General features: G+C 71.3%; 20 protein-coding genes and 1 riboswitch. Of the genes, 16 read left to right on the top strand and 4 right to left on the bottom strand.

All coding sequences use genetic code 11. The features are described 5' to 3' along the window. Positions 1-25 precede the first annotated feature (25 nt). Both OG753_RS10165 and OG753_RS10160 read right to left on the bottom strand, forming a co-directional pair. Positions 26-925 (bottom strand): RNA polymerase sigma-70 factor, encoded by a 900-nt coding sequence (locus OG753_RS10165; RefSeq protein WP_405788174.1) that lies wholly within the window; start codon positions 923-925, stop codon positions 26-28. 102 nt (positions 926-1,027) lie between these two features. Next, a complete protein-coding gene (locus OG753_RS10160; RefSeq protein ID WP_405788172.1) occupies positions 1,028-3,394 on the bottom strand; it encodes a chitinase C-terminal domain-containing protein in 2,367 nt (788 codons plus the stop codon). Positions 3,395-3,681: 287 nt separating this feature from the next. Further along, positions 3,682-3,812: riboswitch (FMN riboswitch) on the top strand. A 148-nt stretch (positions 3,813-3,960) separates the two neighbouring features. Here OG753_RS10160 and ribD point away from each other — a divergent pair. From ribD to OG753_RS10110, 10 genes are all read left to right on the top strand, one after another. Continuing rightward, complete coding sequence (gene ribD, locus OG753_RS10155) at positions 3,961-5,100, top strand: bifunctional diaminohydroxyphosphoribosylaminopyrimidine deaminase/5-amino-6-(5-phosphoribosylamino)uracil reductase RibD (protein WP_405788171.1); 1,140 nt, start codon at positions 3,961-3,963, stop codon at positions 5,098-5,100. Continuing rightward, positions 5,101-5,724, top strand: a complete 624-nt coding sequence (locus OG753_RS10150; protein ID WP_327261489.1) for a riboflavin synthase — start codon at positions 5,101-5,103, stop codon at positions 5,722-5,724. Further along, complete coding sequence (locus tag OG753_RS10145) at positions 5,721-6,374, top strand: nicotinamide riboside transporter PnuC (protein WP_405788169.1); 654 nt, start codon at positions 5,721-5,723, stop codon at positions 6,372-6,374. The genes OG753_RS10150 and OG753_RS10145 overlap by 4 nt, the downstream gene beginning before the upstream one ends. After that, positions 6,371-7,660 (top strand): bifunctional 3,4-dihydroxy-2-butanone-4-phosphate synthase/GTP cyclohydrolase II, encoded by a 1,290-nt coding sequence (locus OG753_RS10140; protein ID WP_405788168.1) that lies wholly within the window; start codon positions 6,371-6,373, stop codon positions 7,658-7,660. The genes OG753_RS10145 and OG753_RS10140 overlap by 4 nt, the downstream gene beginning before the upstream one ends. A gap of 69 nt (positions 7,661-7,729) precedes the next feature. Beyond that, positions 7,730-8,215, top strand: coding sequence for a 6,7-dimethyl-8-ribityllumazine synthase (gene ribH / locus OG753_RS10135; RefSeq protein ID WP_007262951.1), 486 nt, complete (start codon positions 7,730-7,732; stop codon positions 8,213-8,215). Positions 8,216-8,250: 35 nt separating this feature from the next. Next, positions 8,251-8,532: a phosphoribosyl-ATP diphosphatase gene (locus OG753_RS10130; protein WP_327261486.1), complete on the top strand. Its 282-nt coding sequence runs from the start codon at positions 8,251-8,253 to the stop codon at positions 8,530-8,532. A 56-nt stretch (positions 8,533-8,588) separates the two neighbouring features. Then, the gene (gene hisG, locus OG753_RS10125) at positions 8,589-9,437 is read left to right on the top strand and encodes an ATP phosphoribosyltransferase (protein WP_327261484.1); all 849 of its coding nucleotides are present in this window, start codon (positions 8,589-8,591) and stop codon (positions 9,435-9,437) included. 66 nt (positions 9,438-9,503) lie between these two features. Continuing rightward, positions 9,504-9,968, top strand: a complete 465-nt coding sequence (locus OG753_RS10120; protein WP_401284365.1) for a PH domain-containing protein — start codon at positions 9,504-9,506, stop codon at positions 9,966-9,968. Positions 9,969-10,168: 200 nt separating this feature from the next. Beyond that, positions 10,169-11,575 carry a hemolysin family protein gene (locus OG753_RS10115; protein ID WP_405788167.1) on the top strand — a complete coding sequence of 469 codons (1,407 nt, stop codon included), beginning with the start codon at positions 10,169-10,171 and terminating at the stop codon, positions 11,573-11,575. Beyond that, positions 11,572-12,615: a hemolysin family protein gene (locus OG753_RS10110; RefSeq protein ID WP_405788166.1), complete on the top strand. Its 1,044-nt coding sequence runs from the start codon at positions 11,572-11,574 to the stop codon at positions 12,613-12,615. Before OG753_RS10115 ends, OG753_RS10110 begins: the two co-directional genes overlap by 4 nt. A gap of 70 nt (positions 12,616-12,685) precedes the next feature. Here the strand turns inward: OG753_RS10110 and OG753_RS10105 are convergent, their stop codons facing one another. Continuing rightward, positions 12,686-14,605, bottom strand: coding sequence for an AAA family ATPase (locus OG753_RS10105; RefSeq protein ID WP_327261480.1), 1,920 nt, complete (start codon positions 14,603-14,605; stop codon positions 12,686-12,688). Between the two features lie 380 nt (positions 14,606-14,985). Beyond that, positions 14,986-15,618, bottom strand: a complete 633-nt coding sequence (locus tag OG753_RS10100; RefSeq protein WP_327261479.1) for a hypothetical protein — start codon at positions 15,616-15,618, stop codon at positions 14,986-14,988. 119 nt (positions 15,619-15,737) lie between these two features. Between OG753_RS10100 and OG753_RS10095 the strand changes: the two genes are divergently transcribed. The 6 genes from OG753_RS10095 to OG753_RS10070 all read left to right on the top strand — a co-directional run bounded on the left by OG753_RS10095 (position 15,738) and on the right by OG753_RS10070 (position 23,049). Further along, on the top strand, positions 15,738-17,117 hold the full coding sequence (locus OG753_RS10095; protein ID WP_405788165.1) for a peptidase C39 family protein: 1,380 nt from the start codon (positions 15,738-15,740) through the stop codon (positions 17,115-17,117). A gap of 98 nt (positions 17,118-17,215) precedes the next feature. Beyond that, positions 17,216-17,647, top strand: a complete 432-nt coding sequence (locus OG753_RS10090; protein WP_327261477.1) for an SPW repeat protein — start codon at positions 17,216-17,218, stop codon at positions 17,645-17,647. A gap of 211 nt (positions 17,648-17,858) precedes the next feature. Then, positions 17,859-18,011, top strand: coding sequence for an SCO1431 family membrane protein (locus OG753_RS10085; RefSeq protein ID WP_327261476.1), 153 nt, complete (start codon positions 17,859-17,861; stop codon positions 18,009-18,011). Positions 18,012-18,160: 149 nt separating this feature from the next. Next, positions 18,161-18,850, top strand: coding sequence for a TetR/AcrR family transcriptional regulator (locus OG753_RS10080; RefSeq protein WP_327261475.1), 690 nt, complete (start codon positions 18,161-18,163; stop codon positions 18,848-18,850). Positions 18,851-18,997: 147 nt separating this feature from the next. After that, positions 18,998-20,170 carry an acyl-CoA dehydrogenase gene (locus OG753_RS10075; protein WP_327261474.1) on the top strand — a complete coding sequence of 391 codons (1,173 nt, stop codon included), beginning with the start codon at positions 18,998-19,000 and terminating at the stop codon, positions 20,168-20,170. Positions 20,171-21,915: 1,745 nt separating this feature from the next. Continuing rightward, on the top strand, positions 21,916-23,049 hold the full coding sequence (locus tag OG753_RS10070; protein ID WP_405788162.1) for a hypothetical protein: 1,134 nt from the start codon (positions 21,916-21,918) through the stop codon (positions 23,047-23,049). The last annotated feature ends 9 nt before the right edge of the window (positions 23,050-23,058 follow it).

Genomic DNA, 23,058 nt, shown 5'->3' with positions numbered 1-23,058 from the left:
TTCAGCAGCGGAGACCGGACAGCCCTCAGGGATGTGACAGCTGATGCTGGAGGAATTCCAGCTTCTCCGGGTTGAGTACCGTGCTGAGGCCGCTGACCAGCCCGTTCTCGAATTCCACCAGAAGGACGGCCGTCTCGCCGAAGAGCAGCGCCGGTGATCCGTTGACCTCCGCGATGCTGACCGGCAGGTCCCCGGCGAACTTCTGGAGTACCCCGACCGCGAACCGGGCCACCTTCTCGCGCCCCAGGATCGGCCGCAGCGCCGCGTTGACCACGCCGCCGCCGTCGGAGACGAACCGGACGTCGGCCGTCAGCAGCCCCTCCAGCCGGGCCAGGTCCCCGCCGCGCGCCGCCGTCATGAAGGTTTCCACGAGGCTCTGCCAGCGCTCGGGGTCCGGGGCGAAGCGCCGCTCGGGCCCGTCCGCCCGCTCCGCGGCCACCCGGCCGGCCGCCCGCCGGTAGAGCTGGCGGCAGTTGGCCTCGGTGAGGTCCAGGAGTCCGGCGATCTCCCGGTGGCTGTAGGCGAAGGCCTCGCGCAGTACGTAGACGGCCCGCTCGACCGGCGCGAGCCGTTCCAGCAGCACCAGCAGGGCCATCGACACGCTGTCCCGCTGCTCTGCGGACTCCAGCGGGCCGAGGGTGCCGTCCCCGGTGAGGACGGGTTCGGGGAGCCAGGGGCCGACGTAGGCCTCGCGCCGGACGCGCGCCGAGGTGAGGGTGTTGAGGCACAGGTTCGTGACGACCTTGGCGAGCCAGGCCCCCGGGTGCTCGATGCCCTCGCGGTCCGCGGACGCCCAGCGCAGGTACGCGTCCTGCACGGTGTCCTCGGCCTCCGCGGCGGATCCGAGCATGCGGTAGGCGATGCCGAACATCCGGGGACGGTTTTCCTCGAAGTCCGCGTCGGACGCGGTGACGTGTGTGATCACCTCAGCAGCGTACGAGGCCGGGTGCGGGCGGAACGTGCGAGGACCCGGTGGCCGCCGGGCCACCGGGTCCTCACGTTCACTCATGGATCGGGGTGCCGGGGGTCAGCAGGCGCCCTGGTCCTTCCAGACACCCCATTCACCGGTGGTGCCGGGTTCCTCGTTCTGCGTCCACCACTGGGCCTTCCAGTTGCGGCCCTTGTGGGAGACGACGTTGCCGCTGTTGTAGACCGTGCCCGCGACGTACGCCGGGTTCGTGCAGGTCCCGCCCGGAGGCGTGGTCGGCGGCGGGGTCGTGGGGGGAGTGGTCGGCGGGGTGGTGGGGGGAGTGGTCGGGGGCTGGGTGCCGCCGCCGGGCTGAACCAGCGTCGTACCGCGGGCCAGGTCCCCGGCGAGGGCGTAGGTGGTGCCGGAGATGGTCACCGTCCAGTTGGAGGGCGTGGAGACCGGCAGGTAGTAGTTGAAGGCCAGGTCGACGGAGGCGCCCGGGGCCAGGGTCTGCCAGGCCGGGAGCTTCAGGGAGACCCGCTGGAAGTCGCCCTTGAGACCGCCGACGTTGTTGCCGGTGTGGCCGCTGCTGATCACGGTCGTGCCGAAGCCGGACTGGTCCGAGGCGTTGTTCGGGGCCGAGGTGCCGTAGTCGAACCGGAACTCGGTGCCGCCGGGCAGCGTGGCGTTCGTGTTGTTGGTGATCTTCAGCTTCGGGGTGAGCGGGTAGTTGGAGTCGCCCAGCTTGAACTCGGTGAACTCGGTCCTGATGTCAACGGCCTGGGTCGGCAGGGCGGTCGTGCCCGCCTTCTTCGCGCCGTAGGGGGAGGCCGACTTGAACTTCTGGTACATCGTGTCGGTGAGGGTGTCGCCCACCTCGTACTGGCCCTTGGCCGCGTTGTACGAGTAGTCGCCCGCGAGTTCCCAGACCATCGTGCCGCCGATGCCCTTGTTCACCACGTAGTCGGCCTTGGCGGCCACCGACTGCTCGTCCTCGGTGGAGAGGAAGACCTTCTTCTGTGCGTTCCACAGCCACGGCGCCACCAGGGTGGAGTCGTACTTGCGGACGTAGGTGCCGGTCAGCGTGGTGTTCGCCGGGAAGCCGTACTTGGTGACGTAGTCGCCCACGACACCCTTCTCCAGGTTCTTGGCGTGCCACATCGGGTTGGAGCCCGCCGGGGACTCGGCCCCGTTGGTGTCCTTGTCGTGCCACAGGTTGTCGATGCCGACCGCGCCGTCGCCGCACTTGGTCAGGCCGGCGCCGGCCGGGCAGGTGGTCGCGGGGGCCTTGCCCCACAGCCCGTCGGTGCCGCCCTGCACGTTCTTGAAGCCGCGGGTGTAGTAGGGCAGGCCGATGTTGATGCGGCCGCCGGGCATCGAGCCGCGGAAGTAGTGGTACGCCCAGTCGGTGTTGAGGTAGCCGATGCCGCCGTACTGGGAGGTGGAGTAGACGCCGGCGGCGGCGAGTTCGCCGTCCTTGCCGTCGTCGAAGAGCGAGGCGTTGGGCCCGACGTACTCGTTCCAGGCGCCGTGCAGGTCGTAGGACATGATGTTGACGTAGTCCAGGTACTGCTGGACCTGGAACGTCTCCATGCCGCGCAGCAGGTAGCCGGAGGAGGGGGCGGCGACGGAGAGCAGGTAGTGCTTGCCGTCGGCGGCGCCCGCGCGGTCGAGCTTCTCGCGCAGCGACTTCATCAGGGCCGCGTAGCCCTTGACCAGGCCGGCGCGGCGGGCGTTGGCCAGCTGCCAGTCCAGCGGGTTGCCGGCGTCCTTCATGGTGGTCGGGTACTCGTAGTCGATGTCGACGCCGTTGAACCCGTACGTGCGGATGAACTCGACCGAGGAGTCGGCGAAGGTGTCGATGCCGGCCTGGTTGACGGAGCCGTCGGCGTTGGTGGCCATCGAGTAGAAGCCGCCGGAGGCGACCCGGTTGCCGTCGTCACCGAAGTAGCCGCCGGTCTCGGCCCAGCCGCCGACCGAGATCAGCGTCTTGACGTCCGGGTACTGCTTCTTGAACTTCGTCAGCTGGTTGAAGTGGCCCTTGTAGGGGAGGGCCGGGTCCATCTCGGCGCCGGCGACGCCGGGCCAGGTCATCCCGGTGGCGGCGTTGTTCACGCCGTCCGAGCCGACGGAGATCTTGTTGTCGGCGCCCACGTGGGCGAAGGCGTAGTTCAGGTGGGTGACCTTGGACCACGGGATGTTGTTGGCGAGGTAGGCGGGGGCGCCGTCCTTGCCGGTGCGCCAGCCGGTGAAGTATCCGATGACGCGGCGCTGGTGGTCGGCGCCCATCTTCTCGCGGCCTTCGGAGTCGTAGACCGAGCAGTACGGGACGTCGACACCGGCGGTCTTGTACAGCCCGTCGGGGCGACAGCCCTCGTTGTCGGCCGCGTGCGAGACGCCCGCCGAGAGCCCGCCCACCAGGAGTCCGGCGATTGCGGCGCCGGATGCCAGGAGCATCGCTCTCGTACGTGTGGGGGACAGCATTGTGCCTCCTGGGGAGGGGAGGATGCAGGACACAACTGGACACAACATGAAGCAACAGGACTGGTGCTGAAGCGTGTTGGCCCGTGACGTGCGCACATCTGACGGGCTGTTCCCGGGAAGATGAAGGGAACGTTAAGAGGACTAGACCACCTCGTCAATAGGTCTGGACCAACCCGGCCCCACTTGACAAAGTCCGCACCGGGCGGCGACACGCTGTGAGCCAGGCCACACCACATCACCCGCATGGCGGTGGATCGCCCGTGGCAGACTGGCTGGAGTACCAGTAGCAGCGCACTCCGGGGTCGGTGTAATTCCGAACCGGCGGTTATAGTCCGCGACCCGTCCGCAGCCAGCGGCCGGTTGACCAGGTGAGATTCCTGGACCGACGGTTAAAGTCCGGATGGGAGGCAGTGCGCGGCGGGCCAGTCACCGGTACGCCGCCGTCGGCGGTTCGTCGGCATATCCCTGTGGATATGCCAGGTCGAACCGTTTTTCCGGCCTCGGCGTCCCCTGTGCGCTGTACCGCTTCATCTGTCGTATTCGACAGGCCCCGGAGTCCGTGCCCGATGAGGCAGGAGGACCCGGTGGCGACACACGCCGCGCACGCAGCACCCGACGCGGACACCCGTGCCATGCGACGGGCCATCGAGCTCGCGGCCCGTGGACTCGGCTCCACCAGTCCCAATCCGGTCGTCGGCTGCGTCATCACCGACGCCTGCGGAACGATCGTCGGCGAGGGCTGGCACCAACGGGCAGGCGGCCCGCACGCCGAGATCCACGCCCTGCGCGCAGCGGGCCCTGCCGCCCGCGGCGGCACCGCCTACGTCACCCTCGAACCCTGCAACCACACCGGCCGTACGGGGCCCTGCGCCCAGGCCCTCGCAGCCGCCGGCATCGCCCGCGTGGTCCACGCCGTCTCCGACCCGAACCCGCAGGCCAGCGGCGGCGCCGCCACCCTGCGCGCGGCCGGGATCGACACCGAGGGCGGACTCCTCGCGGACGAGGCCGAGACCGGCAACGCCGCCTGGCTGACCTCCGTACGTCTGGGCCGGCCGCACGTCACCTGGAAGTACGCCGCCACCCTCGACGGCCGCAGCGCCGCCGCGGACGGCAGCAGCCGCTGGATCACCTCCGCCGCGTCCCGCGCCGACGTCCACCGGCTGCGCGCCGAGAGCGACGCCGTCCTGGTCGGCGGCGGCACCCTGCGCGCCGACGACCCGCACCTCGCCGTGCGCGGCCACGAAGGCGCCACGCAGCCCCTGCGGATCGCCCTCGACACCCGCGCCACGATCCCGGCGGGCGCCCGCATCCTCGACGACGCCGCCCCCACCCTGCTCGTCGTCGGCGAGGACGCCGACACCCGGCACCTGACCGGCGTCGAACTGCTCCGGCTGCCCCTGTACGACGGCCGCATCGCCGTCCAGGACCTGCTCACCCACCTGAACCTGAGCGGCGTGCGCTCCGTCCTGCTGGAGGGCGGGCCCACACTGGCCGGCGCCTTCCTCAAGGCCGGCGCCGTCGACCGCGTCATCGGCTACCTCGCCCCGGCCCTGCTCGGCGCGGGCCCCGCGGCCCTCGCCGACGCCGGCATCAAGAACATCTCCGGTGCAGTGCGCCTCGACATCACCGAGGCCGTCCGCATCGGCCCCGATCTCCGCATCACCGCAGTCCCCGTCCCCGTCACCCCCGCCACGAAGGAGCACTGAGTGTTCACCGGAATCGTCGAAGAACTGGGCGAGGTCACCGCTGTGGAGCAGCTCGAGGAAGCCTCCCGCTTCCGGCTGCGCGGCCCCCTCGTCACCGAGGACGCCAAGCACGGCGACTCCATCGCGGTCAACGGCGTCTGCCTCACCGTCGTGGAGACCGCGGACGGCGAGTTCACCGCCGACGTCATGCAGGAGACCCTCAACCGCTCCAGCCTCGGTGCCCTGAGCGCCGGCTCCCGGGTCAACCTGGAGCGCCCCATGGCCCTCGGCGGACGCCTCGGCGGTCACCTCGTCCAGGGGCACGTGGACGGCACCGGCGAGATCATCTCCCGGACCCCCTCCGAGCACTGGGAGATCGTCAAGGTCGCCCTCCCGCAGAACCTCTCCCGCTACGTGGTCGAGAAGGGCTCCATCACGGTCGACGGCGTCAGCCTCACCGTGGTCGAGGCCGCCGCCGACTGGTTCACCATCAGCCTCATCCCCACCACGCTGGCGCTGACCACGCTCGGCATCAAGCAGAGCGGCGACCCGGTCAACCTGGAGGTCGACGTCCTCGCGAAGTACGTCGAGCGCCTCCTGGCCGCCGGAGTGGACCCGCTGCACGCGACGGGAGAAGCCCGGTGACCGCCCTGACCTGGCTCAACGCGGAGGCCTTCACCGTCTTCGGCCAGAAGGTCATCTGGTCCGACATGATCGGCAACCTGATGGGCCTGGCCGCGCTCGCCCTCGGCTGGCGCCGCTCCATATGGACCTGGCCCGCCCAGCTCCTCTCCGGCCTGATCCTCATCGCCGCCTACGCCTCCGCCCACCTCGCCGGTGGTGTCGGCAAGCAGCTCCTCGTCATCGGCGTGGCCGTCTGGGGCTGGCGCGCCTGGCAGCTCGGCCGCCAGAAGGCCCAGGACGGCTCCATCGCCGTGCGCACCGCCACCTGGAAGGAGCGCGGACTGCTCCTGGCCGGCGCAGCCCTCGGCACCCTCGCCGTCGGCGGCCTCTTCACGCTCTACCCGGACCTGTCGTGGAGCCCCTGGGCCGACGCGTACATCTTCGTCGGCACCATCGTCGCGATGATCGCCCAGGCCCGCGGCCTCGTCGAGTTCTGGTTCGCCTGGCTCCTCGTCGACCTGGTCGGCGTCCCCCTCGCCTTCAACAACGGCCTGGCCTTCTCCGGCCTCGTCTACGTCGTGTACTTCGCCCTCGTGCTGTGGGGCGCCTACGACTGGTACCAGCGCTCTCGCACCAACCCCGCCCCGGCCCTGGAAGGAGCAACGGCATGACCAGCCTCAAGCCCGTGCCCGACATCCCCGAAGAGACCTTCCGCCTCGACCCCGTCGAGCAGGCCATCCGCGACATCGCGGCGGGCCGCCCCGTCGTCGTCGTCGACGACGAGGACCGCGAGAACGAGGGCGACCTCGTCATCGCCGCCGAGAAGGCCACCCCCGAGATCATCGCCTTCATGATGAGCGAGTGCCGCGGCTTGATCTGCGCCCCCATGGAGGGCCCCGAGCTGGACCGGCTCGAACTCCCCCAGATGGTCCAGAACAACACCGAGTCGATGCAGACCGCCTTCACCGTCTCCGTCGATGCGAGCGCCGCCCACGGCGTCTCCACCGGAATCTCGGCCGCCGACCGCGCCACCACCCTGCGGCTGCTCGCCGACGGCGTCTCCGAGCCCGGCGACTTCGTCCGCCCCGGCCACATCTTCCCGCTGCGCGCCAAGCCCGGTGGCGTCCTGGTCCGCAACGGCCACACCGAGGCCGCCGTCGACCTCGCCCGCCTCGCGGGCCTGCGCCCGGCCGGCGCCATCGTGGAGATCGCCGGCGAGGACGGCGTCATGCTGCGCCTGCCCGAGCTGATCCCCTTCGCCCGCAAGCACGGCCTGACGATCATCTCCATCGAGGACCTGATCGCCTACCGCCGCTCCGCCGAGCCCACCGTCCGCCGCGAGGCCGAGGTCAGCCTGCCGACCGCCTTCGGCGACTTCACCGCGTACGGCTACCGCTCCACCGTCGACGGTGTCGAGCACGTCGCCCTCGTCCACGGGGAGATCGGCGACGGCGCCGACATCCTGGTCCGCATGCACTCCGAATGCCTGACCGGCGACATCTTCGCCTCCCAGCGCTGCGACTGCGGCCCCCAGCTGCACGCCTCGATGGAACGCATCAAGACCGAGGGCCGCGGCGTCGTCGTCTACCTCCGCGGCCACGAGGGCCGCGGCATCGGACTCCTGTCCAAGCTGCGCGCGTACGAGCTCCAGGAGCGCGGCCGCGACACCCTCGACGCAAACCTGGAACTCGGCCTGCCGGCCGACGCCCGTGACTACGGCGCCGGCGCCCAGATCCTCGCCGACCTCGGCGTGCACAGCGTCCGGCTCATGACGAACAACCCCGAGAAGTCCGACGCCCTCGTCCGGCACGGCATCACGGTCACCAGCCGCGAGCCGATGCCCATGGAGGCCGGCGAGCACAACCTGCGGTACCTGCGCACCAAGCGCGACCGGATGGGCCACGACCTGCCCTGGCTGGAAGGGCCCGTGACCACCTCCGCCTGCGGCAACCAGTAGGCACGCACCACCACCCGTACGTACACCCCACCATCCACGCACACCCACGAACCACCGAGGAGCAGAGCTGTGAGCGGCAAGGGCGCACCCGAACTGAGCGTGAAGAACTGCGGAGACCTCCGAGTCGCCGTGATCGCGGCCCAGTGGCACGAGAAGGTCATGGACGGACTGGTCGACGGCGCCCTGCGCGCCCTGCACGAGCTGGGCATCGACGAGCCCACCCTGCTCCGGGTCCCGGGAAGCTTCGAGCTCCCGGTCGTGGCGAAGGTACTGGCGGGTCGCGGCTACGATGCCATCGTCGCCCTCGGAGTGGTCATCCGCGGCGGCACCCCGCACTTCGACTACGTCTGCCAGGGCGTCACCCAGGGCCTGGTACAGGTGTCGATCGACACCGGAGTCCCCGTCGGCTTCGGAGTACTGACCTGCGACAACGACGAGCAGGCGCTGGACCGCGCCGGCCTCGAGGGGTCGAACGAGGACAAGGGGCACGAAGCGGTCACCGCCGCCGTCTCCACGGCCATGACCCTGCGGACCGTCAGCGAACCCTGGCGCTGAGTGGCGACGGGGAACCCCGTATTCTGAGGACCATCATGGCGAACGAACCCTCCAAGACCTTCGAAGAGCTCTTCACCGAGCTCCAGCACAAGGCCGCCAACGGCGACCCCGCTACCTCCCGCACCGCCGAGCTCGTCCACAAGGGCGTCCATGCCATCGGCAAGAAGGTCGTCGAGGAGGCCGCAGAGGTCTGGATGGCCGCCGAGTACGAGGGCAAGGAAGCCGCCGCCGAGGAGATCTCACAGCTGCTCTACCACGTCCAGGTGATGATGGTGGCGCGCGGGATCTCCCTCGACGACGTCTACGCCCACCTCTGAGTCCCGGCACGCACACCCGCCCGTAAACCCGTAATCCACGCACCAAAGGAAGCCCCATGCTGCGCATCGCCGTCCCCAACAAGGGTTCACTCTCCGGACCGGCGTCGGCGATGCTCCATGAGGCCGGCTACCGGATGCGCAAGGAGTCCAAGGAGCTCGTGGTCGTCGACCCCGAGAACGAGGTGGAGTTCTTCTACCTCCGCCCCAAGGACATCGCGATCTACGTCTCCTCGGGCAAGCTCGACATCGGCATCACCGGCCGTGACCTGCTGCTCGACTCCGGCGCCAGCGCCGAGGAGATCCTCCCGCTGAACTTCGGGCGCTCCACCTTCCGCTACGCCACCACCCCCGGCACGGCGAAGGGCCCCGAGGACTTCAGCGGCATGACGATCGCGACCTCGTACGAGGGAATCGTCGCCAAGCACCTCGCCGAGAAGGGCATCGACGCGTCCGTCGTGCACCTCGACGGCGCGGTCGAGACCGCCATCCAGCTCGGCGTCGCCCAGATCATCGCGGACGTCGTCGAGACCGGCACCAGCCTGCGCAACGCGGGCCTCGAGGTCATCGGCGAGCCGATCCTCACCTCCGAGGCCGTCGTCATCCGCGGCAACGGCGCCGACGCCGACGACCCGCAGGTCCAGCAGTTCCTGCGCCGCCTGCAGGGCGTCCTCGTCGCCCGCAGCTACGTGATGATGGACTACGACTGCCGCGCCGAGCACCTGGAGCGCGCGGTCGCCCTCACCCCGGGCCTGGAGTCGCCGACCGTCTCCCCGCTGCACAACGAGGGCTGGGTCGCGGTCCGCGCGATGGTCCCCGCCAAGGAAGCCCAGCGGATCATGGACGACCTGTACGAGCTCGGCGCGCGCGCGATCCTCACCACCTCGATCCACGCCTGCCGCCTCTAGGTCCCGGCGTACCGCACCGGTACGCCGCCCACCGACCCGCACGCCACCTCCAGAAGGCAACGCACCATGGCCGAGTCCGCCGCCCAGCCCGTCACGCCCACCCTGCCGGTCACTTTCCGGCCGACCCGCACCCGGGTCGTCCTGCTGGGCGTCGGCCTCGCCATGTTCACCACCATCACGGCGATCGCCGTGCTGCTGGAGAAGCTCAGCCCCGGCGAGCGGATCAGCTTCGTCTTCACCGCCGTCCTGCTGAGCTCCGTACTCGTCCTGCTCAGCCGCCCCAAGGTCGTCGCCGACGAGACCGGCGTCACGGTCGTCAACCTGACCACCACCCGGCGCCTGGAGTGGGCCCAGATCCTGCGGGTCAACCTCCGCCCCGGCGACCCGTGGGTGTTCCTGGACCTCAGCGACGGCACCAGCCTGCCCGCCCTCGGCATCCAGCCGGGCGTCGCCAAGCAGCAGGCCATCGGCGACGCCCGCGCCCTGCGCGCGCTGGCCGAGGCCCGCGGAACGGGCGGACACGACCACTGAGTCGGCCGATCCCCGTCGCCGCGTACCGTTGCGGCCGGGATCTCAATGACTACCCTGGTGGCGGGGCGCAGCTGTGCGCCCTCCCACCGGCCCCGGGACCTCGTGGCCCGTGGGCACCTGCGACTTGAGGAGTGACTCCCTCCAGCAATGGACGGATCGTCCGGTAGTACCCGCGCCGCCCTCCCCCCGGAGGCGGCGGCATGACCATCCCGCTACTCCTGCTCGCGGCGGCCTTCGCCCTCATCCTCGCCAACGGATTCTTCGTGGCCGCCGAATTCGGCCTCGTCACCGTGGAGCGACCCGAGGCCGAGCGCGCCGCAGCCGACGGCGACCGCCGTGCCCGTACGGTGGTCAAGGCCCTGCGGGAGCTGTCCTTCCAGCTCTCCGGCACCCAGCTCGGCATCACCATCACCTCCCTCGTGGTCGGCATGCTCGCCGAGCCGGCCCTCGCCGCACTGCTGGCCGGGCCGCTCGCCGCGACGGGCCTCCCGAAGGGAGCCGTCCCCGGCGTCGCCGTCGTCATCGGCATGCTGCTCGCCTCCGCCGTCCAGATGGTCGTCGGCGAGCTCGTACCGAAGAACTGGGCGGTCTCCCGGCCGCTCCAGGTCGCCCGCTTCGTCGCCGGCCCCCAGCACGCCTTCTCCCGCGTCTTCCGTCCGGTCATCGCCGGGCTCAACGCCGTGGCCAACCGCCTCGTGCGGGCGCTCGGCGTGGAACCGACCGAGGAGATGGCCTCCGCCCGGACCCCCGGCGAACTGCTCTCCCTGGTCCGCCATTCGGCCCAGGCCGGCGCCCTGGAACAGGACACCGCCGACCTCTTCGTACGGACCCTCTCGCTGGGCGATCTCACGGCCCAGCACGTCATGACCCCACGGGTGAAGGTCAGCGCCCTGATGCACACGGCCACCGCGGCCGACGTGCTCAACCTGACCCGAGCCACCGGCCTGTCCCGCTTCCCGGTCTACCGCGACCGCATCGACGAGATCACCGGCGTGGTCCACCTCAAGGACGCCCTCGCCGTGCCCGAGTCGGAACGCGACCGCACCTCCGTGAGCCGGATCTGCGTCGCCCCGCTGCTGGTGCCCGGCTCCCTGCCGGTGCAGCCGCTGCTGGAGCGCCTGCGCAGCGAGCAGCCGATGGCCGTGGTCGTCGACGAGTACGGCGGCACCGCCGGTGTCGTCACGCTGGAGGACATCGTGGAGGAGCTCGTCGGCGAGGTCCGCGACGAGCACGACTTCGCCGAGGACGAGACCCCCGAACTGGCCGCTGTCGCGGCCGAGGACGGCCGCCCCTCCTGGGAGGCCGACGGCAGCTGCCGCGTGCAGACCCTGCGCCGGATAGGCCTGGAAGTGCCCGAAGGACCGTACGAGACCGTCGCCGGGCTCGTCGCCGACCTCCTCGGCCGGATCCCCGCCCCCGGGGACCGTGCGGAGCTGCCCGGCTGGAAGCTCTCCGTCCGCCGCGTCGGCCGCAACCGCGCGGAACGCGTCCGGCTGGTCCGGCTGACGGCGGTGCCCGCGGCCGCTGCCCACCGGCCCGCCTCGGCGGCCGACGGCGCTGCCGTGCTCGAACCGCAGCGGGCCGAGCTGGAAGGCGCCGCCCGATGAACGCGCTCCAGCTCCTCTTCGCCCTGCTCCTGGTCCTCGCCAACGGTTTCTTCGTCGGCGCCGAGTTCGCGCTCGTCTCCGTACGCCGCAGCCAGATCGAGCCCCTCGCGGCCGAGTCCAAACGGGCCCGCCAGGTGCTCCACGGCCTGGAGAACCTGCCCCGCATGATGGCCGCGGCGCAGTTCGGCATCACCATGTGCTCGCTCACCCTCGGCGCGGTCGCCGAGCCCACCGTGGCCCGGCTGCTGGAACCCGTCTTCCACGCCGTCCACGTACCGCAGGGGCTGATCCACCCGCTGGGCTACGCCTTCGCGCTCAGCGCCGTGGTCTTCCTGCACCTGGTCATCGGCGAGATGGTGCCGAAGAACCTGGCCATGGCCGCCCCCGAGAAGACCGCCCTGTGGTTCAGCCCCGGCCTGGTCGCCTTCGCCCGCCTGTGCGGGCCGGTCACCACCGCGCTCGGCGCCTGCGCCACGCTCGTCCTGAAGCTCTTCAAGGTGGAGCCCAAGGACGAGGTCGAGGCCGTCTACACCTCCGCCCAGCTGGGCCGCCTCCTCAAGGACTCCCGGCAGGCCGGGCTCCTGGAACCGGTCGAGCAGGAGCGTCTGGAGGACGCACTGGAACTGGGCAGCCGCCCCGTCACCGACGTCCTCCTCGGCCCGGACCGCCTGGTCACGGTCGGCCCCTCGGTGACCCCGCGCCAGATCGAGCAGCTCACGGTGCGCACCGGGTACTCCCGGTTCCCCGTCCGCGCGGAGAGCGGCGCCTTCATGGGCTACCTGCACGTCAAGGACGTACTGGACCTGGAGGACCGGGAGCGGGCCGTACCCCAGCGGGTCTGGCGCCGGATGACCACTCTGTGCGCCACGGTCCCGCTGGACGACGCCCTCGGCGTCATGCGCCGGGACGCCACGCACCTGGCGCAGGTGGCGGACGCGGGGGGCCGGGTCCTCGGCCTGGTCGCCCTGGAGGACGTCCTGGAAATGCTGGTGGGCGAGGTCCGCGACCCGGCCCACCGCTCGTACGTCCGCGGCGCCTAGCCGGCCGGAAGCTCCCGGGGCCGAGCCCCGGGAGCTTCCGGCCCGCCGGCAATCGGGGTGCGGCCCCGGGCTACAGCGTCGGCGGGTCCGGGCGTTCCTGGGGTCCGCGGCCCGACAGGACCTCCCCGTACGCCTGCATCAGGTCCGGCAGCCGGAGGGTGGCCAGGTCGTCCCGCGACGGCTCACCGGCGAAGCCCGCCAGCCGCAGATCCCGGTACGCGCAGCTCTTCTCGTACAGGGTCCGCAGGAAACGCCCGTTGCCGAGCTCGTCGATCCAGCCCTGCTCCACCACATGAGCGCTGATGCTGCGCAGCTCCTCCAGCGCCTCCTCGTCCCAGTGGTCCCCGTTCGCGTCCGCCAGCACCCCGCCGATCGCGGTCAGCTCCGGCGGCCGGTAGCTGGGGAAGTCCACGCGGGTGGTGAAGCGCGAGGACAGCCCCGGATTGGCGGCCAGCAGCCGGTCCATCCCGGCCGGGTAGCCCGCGAGGATCACCACCAGGTGGTCCCGGTTGTCCTCGGCCCGCTTCAGCAGCACCTGCAGGGCCTCGTCGCCGTACGCGTCGCCCTTGCTGTAGCCCGAGTTCGACAGCGAATACGCCTCGTCCACGAACAGCACCCCGCCGATCGCCGAATCGATCAGCTCGTTCGCCTTCACCGCGGTCTGCCCGAGGAACTCGCCCACGAGGTCCGCCCGCTGGGCCTCCACCAGATGGTCGCCGCCCAGCAGGCCCAGCGCGTAGAAGACCCGGCCCAGGATCCGCGCCACCGTCGTCTTGCCCGTACCGGAGGGCCCGGAGAACACGAAGTGCCGCTTCGGCGGCTGCACCGGCAGTCCCTGCCCGGCCCTCAGCCGCGCCATGTGCAACTGCGCGGACAGCGCCTTCACCTGCCGCTTCACCGGCTCCAGGCCCACCATCCGCTCCAGCTCCGCCAGAGCATCGGCGAGCGCCGCAGGGTCCGCCGGCCCGGCCGGCAACCCCTCGGGCGTGCCCTGCGGCGGTACGGGCACCTTGCGCCGCGCGCCCTCCACCCGTCCCGCCGGGGGAGTGGGCGGAGTCAGCGGATCGGGCTCCACCTGGCCGTCCGCCGCGATGTCCTGGACGGGCCCGCCGCCCAGCGCGACCGCCGCGAAGTCCCCGCCCGCGGGGGACGGGCCGTGCCCGCCGAGGGCCCCGTACCCGGCATACCCGGCCAGGCCCGCCAGATCGGCCATGCCGTCCGTGTCGTCGCCGTCCTCGATGGCCGTCAGCCGGGCCGCGGTGTCCATGAACGCGGGATCCACCCGGTGCACCGCCCGGTACAGCGGCAGGGCCGCCGCGGTGCGCCCGGTGCCCTCCCGGGCCCGCGCCAGCCAGTACCGCAGCTCCTTGCGCTGGGGCTGCTCGCTGCGACAGCGCATCAGCGCCGCCGCCAGCATCGGCTCCGCCTGCCCGTACATCTCCAGCCGGACCCGCGCCATCCCGCCGAACAGCCCGGCCTCGATGCCCAGCAGCGGATCGTTCACCAGCGGCTCGGTCTGGCGGACCAGCTGCTCCCAGTCCTTGACCAGATAGGCCCGGCAGGCGTGCAGGAACCGTACCTGGGCGTCGGTGTCCACCGGCGGCAGCGCGGCCAATGCCTGGTCCAGCTCGGGCACATGGCGGCCGTCGAGCCAGTGCGAGGCGTGGGCGAGGAGCAGATCGCGCCGGCTCTCCAGAACCGGCTGCACCCACCAGCCCAGCCAGTACCAGGAGTTCAGCGTCCGCCCGTGCCGGGCGCGCTGCTCGCCGAACCGGTCCCGGTGGGCGTACATCCGGAGTAACGCGTTGCCGGTGTCGACCCGGAGCGCGTGCAGTCCCAGCCATGCGTCGGCCATGGAGGGGTCGAGTCGTACGGCCGCCCGGAACTCCTCCTCGGCCTGCGGATAGGCGCCCATGGTGCAGGCGTCGACCCCGCGCAGCCAGGCGAGTTCGGCCGGGGCGTGCATGCTGCCCGGCGTGCCGAAATCCATCACGTCCCCCACAAGCCTGCCCCCGTGGTGCGCGGCAACCTCCGTGACGAGCACATGAGTTGCCCACTGCGCCGATGAAATCAGGGCTGCATCGTACCTGCGGTCACGCACCTTACGTAGGGCGCGACAAGGCCTGTTCCGGCGTGCGCCCCCGGGCCGCTCGGTGACTCAGGGTGAAGATTCGGGGTGGACCGGCCCCGCGCGAAGCCGCCGTGGAGGGGGTTCGCGGGCAGAACGAAGCCCCCGATCACGGGGGAACAACCGGGGGCTTCGGATCCGCGGCGGCCTGTAAAGGCCTCGCATTGAGAACGTAAGGCCGCCGCGGGCCCCGGGTCAAGCGGGTCCGGTCGAGGCCCGGCGGAGGTGATGCGAGGGGGCGTTCAGGCCCGGGGGAGGTCGTCACTCCCGGTGATGAAAGGGGAGGTTCCTGCCGTCGCTCGGGCCCCGGAAGACCACTCGTATCCCGTACCGCTCTGGCGTACCAGGGTGTCGGCGAAGGGGCGCGAAGGGTCATTGGAGAAGTGCGCGCGCTCCGCGCGCTCCCATCCGTCCCAGAAGTCGGAAAGTTCACGCCCGTCCCGGTTTCGCCCCCGTTGCCAGGACTGCTCGCAGGGCGTCTCCATCCACAGCAGCCGCGCCAGACGGGGGCGCAGCGCCCGCCGTCCGGCCCCGACGCCCTCGACCAGCAGCACCGGTGCCGGGTCCAGCACCCGCTCCGGCCCGAACCGGCGCGCCACCCAGTCGTACGGGGCCCAGTGCGCGGGCCGTCCCGCGGCGAGCGGCTCCAGCACCTGCGCGCGCAGCCGCTGCTCCCAGCCGAACAGCTCCTCATGGGTCGCCACGTCATCGAGGTGAAGGACGGGTGCCCCCAGCACCTCGGCGAGCCGCCCCGCGAAGGTGCTCTTCCCGGACCCGGCGTGCCCGTCGATCCCGATCAGGCGCACCGGACCGAGGGAGGGCGGCAGGGCCGCGAGCTCCCGCGCGAGTGACTCAAGCGACTGCTGCGGCTCCACCCGACCAGCCTAGACAAGCCCGACACGACCCGCGGCTTCGGGTCGCCGCCGCCGGGAACTGGAAGGGTGATGCCACCCGAGCGCCACCGAAGTGCCGACCCACCCTGGGGGAACACGCGATGACCGAAGCCACGCCGCGCAGGGCCGTACTCGTCGCCGCGCTCGCGGTCGCCACCGCGGCCACCGCCGCCACCGTCTCCGGCGGCAGCGCCTCGGCAGCCACCCCGCCCACCCCTCCCGCCCCGCGGGCCCCGGGCCGCACCGTCGACAACCGCTTCTGGTACTCCTACGCCCACTGGCTCGCCGGCACCCACCGCGGCACGATCGCCGTCGGCGGCTCCCGCCCCGGCCTGGAGATCGCCGCGGCCGTCGGCCGCACCGAGTACGCCGACCCGCACACCGGGAAGAAGAGCACCTGGGAGTACGCCACCTGGACCTCCCCGGTGCACCACTCCACCGTCCCGGCCACCGAGGCCATCGCCTCCTGGAACGCCCGCACCCCGGCCGGCACCTGGATCCAGATCGAACTGCGAGGCACCTACACCGACGGCACGGCCACCCCCTGGTACGTGATGGGCCGCTGGGCCTCCGGCGACGGCGACATCCGCCGCACCTCGGTGGACGGCCAGTCCGACGGACGGTCCACCGTCTGGACCGACACCCTGGCCCTCGACGCGGGAGCCGCGACCGCCGGCCTGCGGCTCGCGGCCTGGCAGCTGCGGTTCACCCTCCACCGCAGGCCCGGCGCCGAGCGCGGACCCACCGTCCGCCTCGCGGGCGCCATGGTCTCCGACGTCCCGGACCGCTTCACCGTCCCCGCCTCCACCCCCTCCGCCCGCACCGCCCACGAGCTGAAGGTCCCGCGCTACTCGCAGGAGGTCCACGCGGGCCAGTACCCCGAGTACGACAACGGCGGCGAGGCCTGGTGCAGCCCCACCTCCTCCCAGATGATCATCGAGTACTGGGGCGGCAGGGCCGACGCCACCGCGCTGACCTGGGTGAACCCGGATTACGCCGACCCGCAGATCTGCCACGCGGCCCGTTCCACGTACGACGCCGCCTACAAGGGCTGCGGCAACTGGCCCTTCAACGCCGCCTACGCCGGCACCTACCGCGATCTGGCCGGAGTCGTCACCCGCCTCACCTCCCTGACCGACCTGGAGACCCTGGTCCGGGCCGGCATCCCGGTGATCACCTCCCAGTCCTTCCGTCCGGACGAGCTCACGGGCGCGGGCTACGGCACCGCAGGCCACCTGATGACCGTCATCGGCTTCACCGCCGCCGGGGACGTGATCGCCAACGACCCCAACTCGCCCGACAACCCCGCCGTGCGCCGCGTCTACCGGCGCTCCGAATGGGAGAACATCTGGCTGCGCACCCAGCGGGTGGGAGTCTCCGGAAAGGTCACCTCGGGTTCCGGGGGCGTCTGTTACCTCTACGCCCCGGCCCTCCCGAGCCGGGCGCAGGTCCGCGCGCTGCGGGCGGTGGGGGTGTTGTGAGGGGGCCGCGAATTTGCCCGTTGACCAAGCGGCACGGGTAAGCGGAACATAGTGGGGTAAATGGCACATAAAGGCTTCTCAGTAGGAGGCGGCCCGCCATGACCACCCATCCCAGCATCGAGCACCACCCGGACCTCGCCGAGATGCGCACTCGGTTCGAGCGGGTGACCACGACTCCCGCCGCGCAGGCCGTCGAAGCACTCGCCCTGATCACGGGCCTGTACCTGGCTGCCTCGCCGTGGATCGCAGGATTCAGCGGCCTCACCCCGCTGGCCATCAACAACCTGATCGCCGGCCTCGCCTTCTGCCTGTGCATGAGCGGTCTGGGTTCCGCCTACGAGCGCACCCACGCGATGGCGTGGACGGCGGTCGCCCTCGGTGCGTGGACGATCATCGCCCCGTGGGCCATCGCCGGAGAGATGGACACGACCCGAACGGTGGTCAGCAACGTGATCGCCGGAGGCGTCGCACTGTGCCTCGGCCTCGCGATGGCGGGCATGGCGGGCCGGAACCGCGAGACCCGCGTCTGACCGGGCGTCGGAGAGAACGCCGGACCGGGGGTGCCGGGCATCCGCGCCGGACACCGGGCACCGGACGAGGAGCGCGCCGGGTCCCTGCCGAAGAGGCCGGGGCCCGGCCGCATGCCGTCCGGACCTGTCCATTTATGTCTGCGTTTGCGTGACGCATGCCACCCATGACGTCCCTACCGCGAAAGCCGCGAACGCTGGCACATTGGACGCCATGACTGCCGACAGCGCCGCCCCGACCGCCGCCCCCCGGAACCTCGTCCGCACCGGAGGCCCCAAGGACGACTCCGCCTGGCTGGAGCACGTGCTCGGCTGGACCCTCGTGGTCGTCGTCGCCATGTTCGTCACCCAGGTCGGCTGGCTCTGAGACCCTCCCGGCCGCAGGCCGCGAGGCCCCCGGCCGCAGCCCGTCGCTGACGATCACCACCGAGGCCCAGGCCGACCACCACCGGCAGCGCGGCACCCAGGTCTGCCATACTGCGGGCTTCCTGTGGCAGTTCGAGGCTAGGGTCGAATTTGAATAATAGTCAACAGCGCGGAGCGACCGTTCGATCCCAGGTGCGCAAGGCCGAACTCATAGCGACCGGGCGCAAATTGTTCGCCGACACCTCGTACGACGCGCTCTCCATGGACGACATCGCCAAACACGCGGGCGTCGCCAAAGGGCTGATCTACTACTACTTCACCAACAAACGCGGCTACTACCTCGCCATCGTCGAGGACTCCGTCGCCGAGCTCGTCGCCCGGGCCGGCGGCGACACCGACCTCCCCAACGCCGAGCGCGTCCGCCGCACCATCGACGGATACCTGTACTACGCCGAGCACCACCGCGCCGCCTACCGCACGATCGTCACCGGCGGCGTCGGATCCGACGCCGAGGTGCTCGCCATCCGCGACGCCGTCCGCGAGGAGCTCGTCGCCACCATCGCCGAGGGCGCGTACGGGCACCGGGCCCTCCCTCCCCTCGCCCGGCTCGCCCTCGTCGGCTGGCTCTCCGGCGTCGAGGGGGCCACCCTGGACTGGATCGGCGCACTGGATGCCCCGGACCAGCCCGACCGTGCCGTGCTCGGGGCCCTGCTGGTGCGCCAGCTGCGCGCGACACTGATGGTGATCGAGGAGTTCGTCCCGGAGTGTCCGGCACCTCCCGTTCCCGAAGGACCGTTCGGTCAGCTCGGTGATCTTGCCCCGGTGACGGGAAGCCCCTGATCGGGCATACTCAAGCCGCCGCAGCCTCTGAACAGCCCCTTCCGTGATCCGGGAGGGCAACATCGGCTGTGGGAGAACCGAGACCCGGCGCCGCGTCCCACACCTCACGCGTCGCCGCCGTGCCCGACCAGGGAGGAGAGCGCCGCCATGACAGACCGCGCCCCGCAGACGGTGGACCGACAGCTGCCCACCGAGGAGTCCCGGGACCTCCTCGCCCTCGTACGCGAGATCGCGCAGCGGGAGATCCGCCCCAAGGCAGCCGAGGAGGAGGACTCCGGCCGCTTCCCGCGGGAGGTCTTCACCCTGCTCTCGGAGGCCGGACTGCTCGGTCTCCCGTACCCCGGGGAATTCGGCGGCGGTGAGCAGCCCTACGAGGTCTACCTCCAGGTCCTGGAGGAGCTCGCCGCGGCCCGCCTGACCGTCGGGCTCGGAGTCAGCGTGCACTCCCTCGCCTGCCACGGCCTCGCCGGCTACGGCACCAAGGAGCAGCAGAGCGCCCACCTGCCCGAGATGCTCGGCGGCGGCCTCCTGGGCGCCTACTGCCTCTCCGAGCCGGCCGCCGGCTCGGACGCGGCCTCGCTCACCACCAAGGCGGTGCGCGACGGCGACGACTGGATCATCACCGGCACCAAGGCCTGGATCACCCACGGCGGAGTCGCCGACTTCTACACCGTCCTCGCGCGCACCGGCGCCGCGGGCCCCAAGGGCATCACGGCCTTCCTGGTCCCCGGGGACGTGGAGGGCCTGACCTCGGCCGTGCCCGAGAAGAAGATGGGCATGAAGGGCTCGCCCACCGCCCAGCTGCACTTCGACGGCGTACGCGTCCCCGACGCCCGCCGCATCGGCGAGGAGGGGCAGGGCTTCACCATCGCCCTGGCCGCCCTGGACGCCGGTCGGCTGGGCATCGCGGCCTGCGCCATCGGCGTGGCCCAGGCCGCGCTGGACGAGGCACTGGCGTACGCCCTGGACCGCAAGCAGTTCGGACACCCGATCGCGGACTTCCAGGGGCTGCGCTTCATGCTGGCCGACATGGCCACCAAGATCGAGGCGGGCCGGGCGCTGTACCTCGCGGCGGCGCGGCTGCGCGACGCGGGCAAGCCGTTCTCCCGCCAGGCGGCCATGGCGAAGCTGTTCTGCACGGACGCGGCGATGTCGGTCACCACGGACGCGGTGCAGGTCCTGGGCGGCTACGGCTACACGGCGGACTTCCCCGTCGAGCGGCTGATGCGCGAGGCGAAGGTGCTCCAGATCGTCGAGGGCACCAACCAGATCCAGCGCATGGTCATCGCCCGCCACCTGGCGGGCCCGGAGACGCGCTGACCTCGGTCAGTACAGCCCGCTGCTGCTGGTGGGCCACACCGGGGAGGACGTGAGCCGCGACCACTCCGGGTCACGCCGGCCGGGCAGAGTCCGGCCGGCGTCCGCCCATCGCGCCAGCAGATCGCGATAGATCGGCGGATCGGGAGCCTGCTGCGGCTGCTCACGCGGACGCTGAACCGATTCTTCGAAACCCGGCGTCACCGGGCGACGCCTTCGGCCCGTTGAAGACTGAAGCATGGTCATACCCGGCCAACGCGGAACCGAAGGGCCGGGTAATCGCCCCCGGGGTGCGGCTATCCGTTCGAGATGTCGCCGGGGGGCGGGGTGGGGGCGGGGGCGGGCGGAGCGCGGCGGTGAGGCGCGGCAGGGGCTCCGGGGGGCGGGATCTTGCTTGACCGGCATCGGAGATGCGTATGGGGGTTTCCCGTCAGTCTCATCGTCTCTCCGTGTCGGGCCGGCCCCTCAAGGGCGCTCCTTCGTCGCGTCGCTTCGCGATGGCCTTCGGCCACCCTTGACCGACCGTCCCGCCCCGGACATACGAAGACTGTCGGGAAGCCCCCAAAAGAACGAGCCGGTCCGAGCTTCCAAGGACGGGGCGGCCGGAGAAGCCCTGCCCGGTCGGGGGTGAGCCTCTTCCCGAGGCGGGGCCCATCCAGACCCAGGGCCCGGGTCGGTGGGCGCATCAAATCGCTACGCGCTCCTCATCCCCTAGCGTCTCCAGCCCGTCCTGGGCCGGACATAGGCCGCCCATGGTCCCGGTTCACCTCACGAACTGCGTCCGACGACCGTCTGGAGCCCGGCATAAGCCGCCTCAGATCGCTACGCGCCTCTCCTGGACTGCGACCGGCGGCCGGCAGGGCCTGATGCCTCGTCTATTCCGTCGTGGATCCAGGTCAGTGCACAAGTGACACCACAAACCCATCCCCAAACAGGGGTAATTGGGGCAAACGGTCGGCGATTCGAGCGGTCCGCTCTCGCTGACCCCACTCCACGACGAAATAGCCGCTGTCAGGCGTCTTTCCACCCCAGGCAGCGTCGAGACGCCCTCGATGAGGAGCGCTTGAGCATCGTGGGCGGCTTATGACCGGCCACAGACGGTCGCCGGACGCACCTCGCCAGAGGAACCGAGGCCGTGGGCGGCCTATGTCCAGCCCAAGACGGTCTGGAGACGCTGAGAGACGAGGAGCGCGTAGCGATTGGACGCGCCCACCGACCCGGCCGGTGCGCGGCATGGGCCCCGCCTCGGGAAGGTGCCCTTTCACGCCCGACCGGGCAGGGCATCTCCGACCACCCCGTCCCTAAAAGGAATGCCCGGCCCGTTCCTTTGGGGGCTTCCCGGCAGTCTTCGTATGTCCGGGGCGGGACGGTCGGTCAAGGGTGGCCGCAGGCCATCGCGCAGCGACGCGACGACGAAGGAGGAGCGCCCTTGAGGGACCGGCCCGAACCGGAGAGACGATGAGACTGACGGGAAACCCCCATACGCATCTCTGATACCGGTCAAGCAAGATCCCGCCCGCCGGAGCCCCTGCCGCGCCCTCCGTCGCCGCCCGCCCTCCGCCGCCCGCCCGCCCGCTCCCGCCCCGGCACACCGCGCCGTCCTGTCAACGCGTGCCAGAAGTCTGGCCCCGGGCCCCATTTCTGACGTACCGTCATATCCGCTTGAGCCGCCCCCCGCAGCCCGCCCCGCAGCCCGCCCCGCAGCTCGTCACCCTGCTCGCCCGAGCCGTACGTCCCGGAGGTCCGCCATGCCCGTCGACCGGCCCGTCGCCCTCGACGAATACCCCATCCACCAGGCACCCTTGTCGATGAAGCACCTCGTCAGCGGTGACCGGAACGCCTACGACCGCTGCATCTTCCACGTCTTCGACCACGCCGGCCGCGCCGTCCTGATCCTCGGCCTCGGCGTCTACCCCAACGCCGGGGTCATCGACGCCTACGCCACCCTCCGCACCGGCGACGAGCTCCTCGCCGTCCGGGCCTCCGACGCACTCACCGACGACCGGATGAACCTCTCGGTCGGGCCCCTGTCCATCACCGTCGACGTGCCGCTCAAGAAGCTCACGCTGCGCTGCGCCCCCGATCCGGCAGACCCGCACGGGCTCTCGTACGACATCACCTGGACCGCCGAGTTCCCTGCCGTCTGGGAGCCGCACCACATCCAGCGGCGCGGTGACCGCCTCATGCTGGAAGGGCGCCGCTTCGTCCAGGCCGGCCAGGTCGCCGGCACCATACGGGCCAAGGGTGAGGAGTTCGCCCTCGCGCCGGGGGAGTGGACCGGTACCCGCGACCGGAGTTGGGGCGTGCGGCCGATTCCCGGCGAGGAGGGCGGGCGCGCGGCCGAGGAACACCGCCCCGAGGGCTTCCACTGGCTGTGGGTCCCGGTCCGTTTCGAGGACCGCTTCCTCATGGTCATCGCCCAGGAGGACGCCGACGGCCACCGCACTCTGAACGAAGCCGTGCAGGTCTTTCCCGACGGCAGCGGCCGGGGCGACGTCCAACTCGGCTGGCCGTACACCGAGATCCGCTACCGGCCCGGCGGCCGTCACCCCGAGAGCGCGGTCATCCACCTCACCGACCCCTCCCGCAAGCCCCTGGAACTGGGAGTGGAGATCCTCAACTCCTCCCCGCTCGCCGTCGGCGCCGGCTACCCGCCCGCCGGTGACTGGCAGCACGGCACCTGGCAGGGCCGGGGCTGGACCGACCGTCGCGTCTACGACCTCTCCGACCCCGCGGCCCATCCGATGGCCGCCTTCGGGGTGACCGACCACTCGGCCCGCTTCACCCTCGACGGGCAGATCGGCCACGGCATCTTCGAGCACGGCAGCTTCGGCCGCCACGACCCGAGCGGCTTCGCCGACTACTCCTCCGTCGCCCAGTAGGCCGGTCAA

It is taken from the genome of Streptomyces sp. NBC_00029 (assembly GCF_045160505.1).
Taxonomy (GTDB): domain Bacteria; phylum Actinomycetota; class Actinomycetes; order Streptomycetales; family Streptomycetaceae; genus Streptomyces.
Note: the sequence above shows the minus strand (reverse complement) of the source record. Positions and strands in the feature narration are given on the sequence as shown.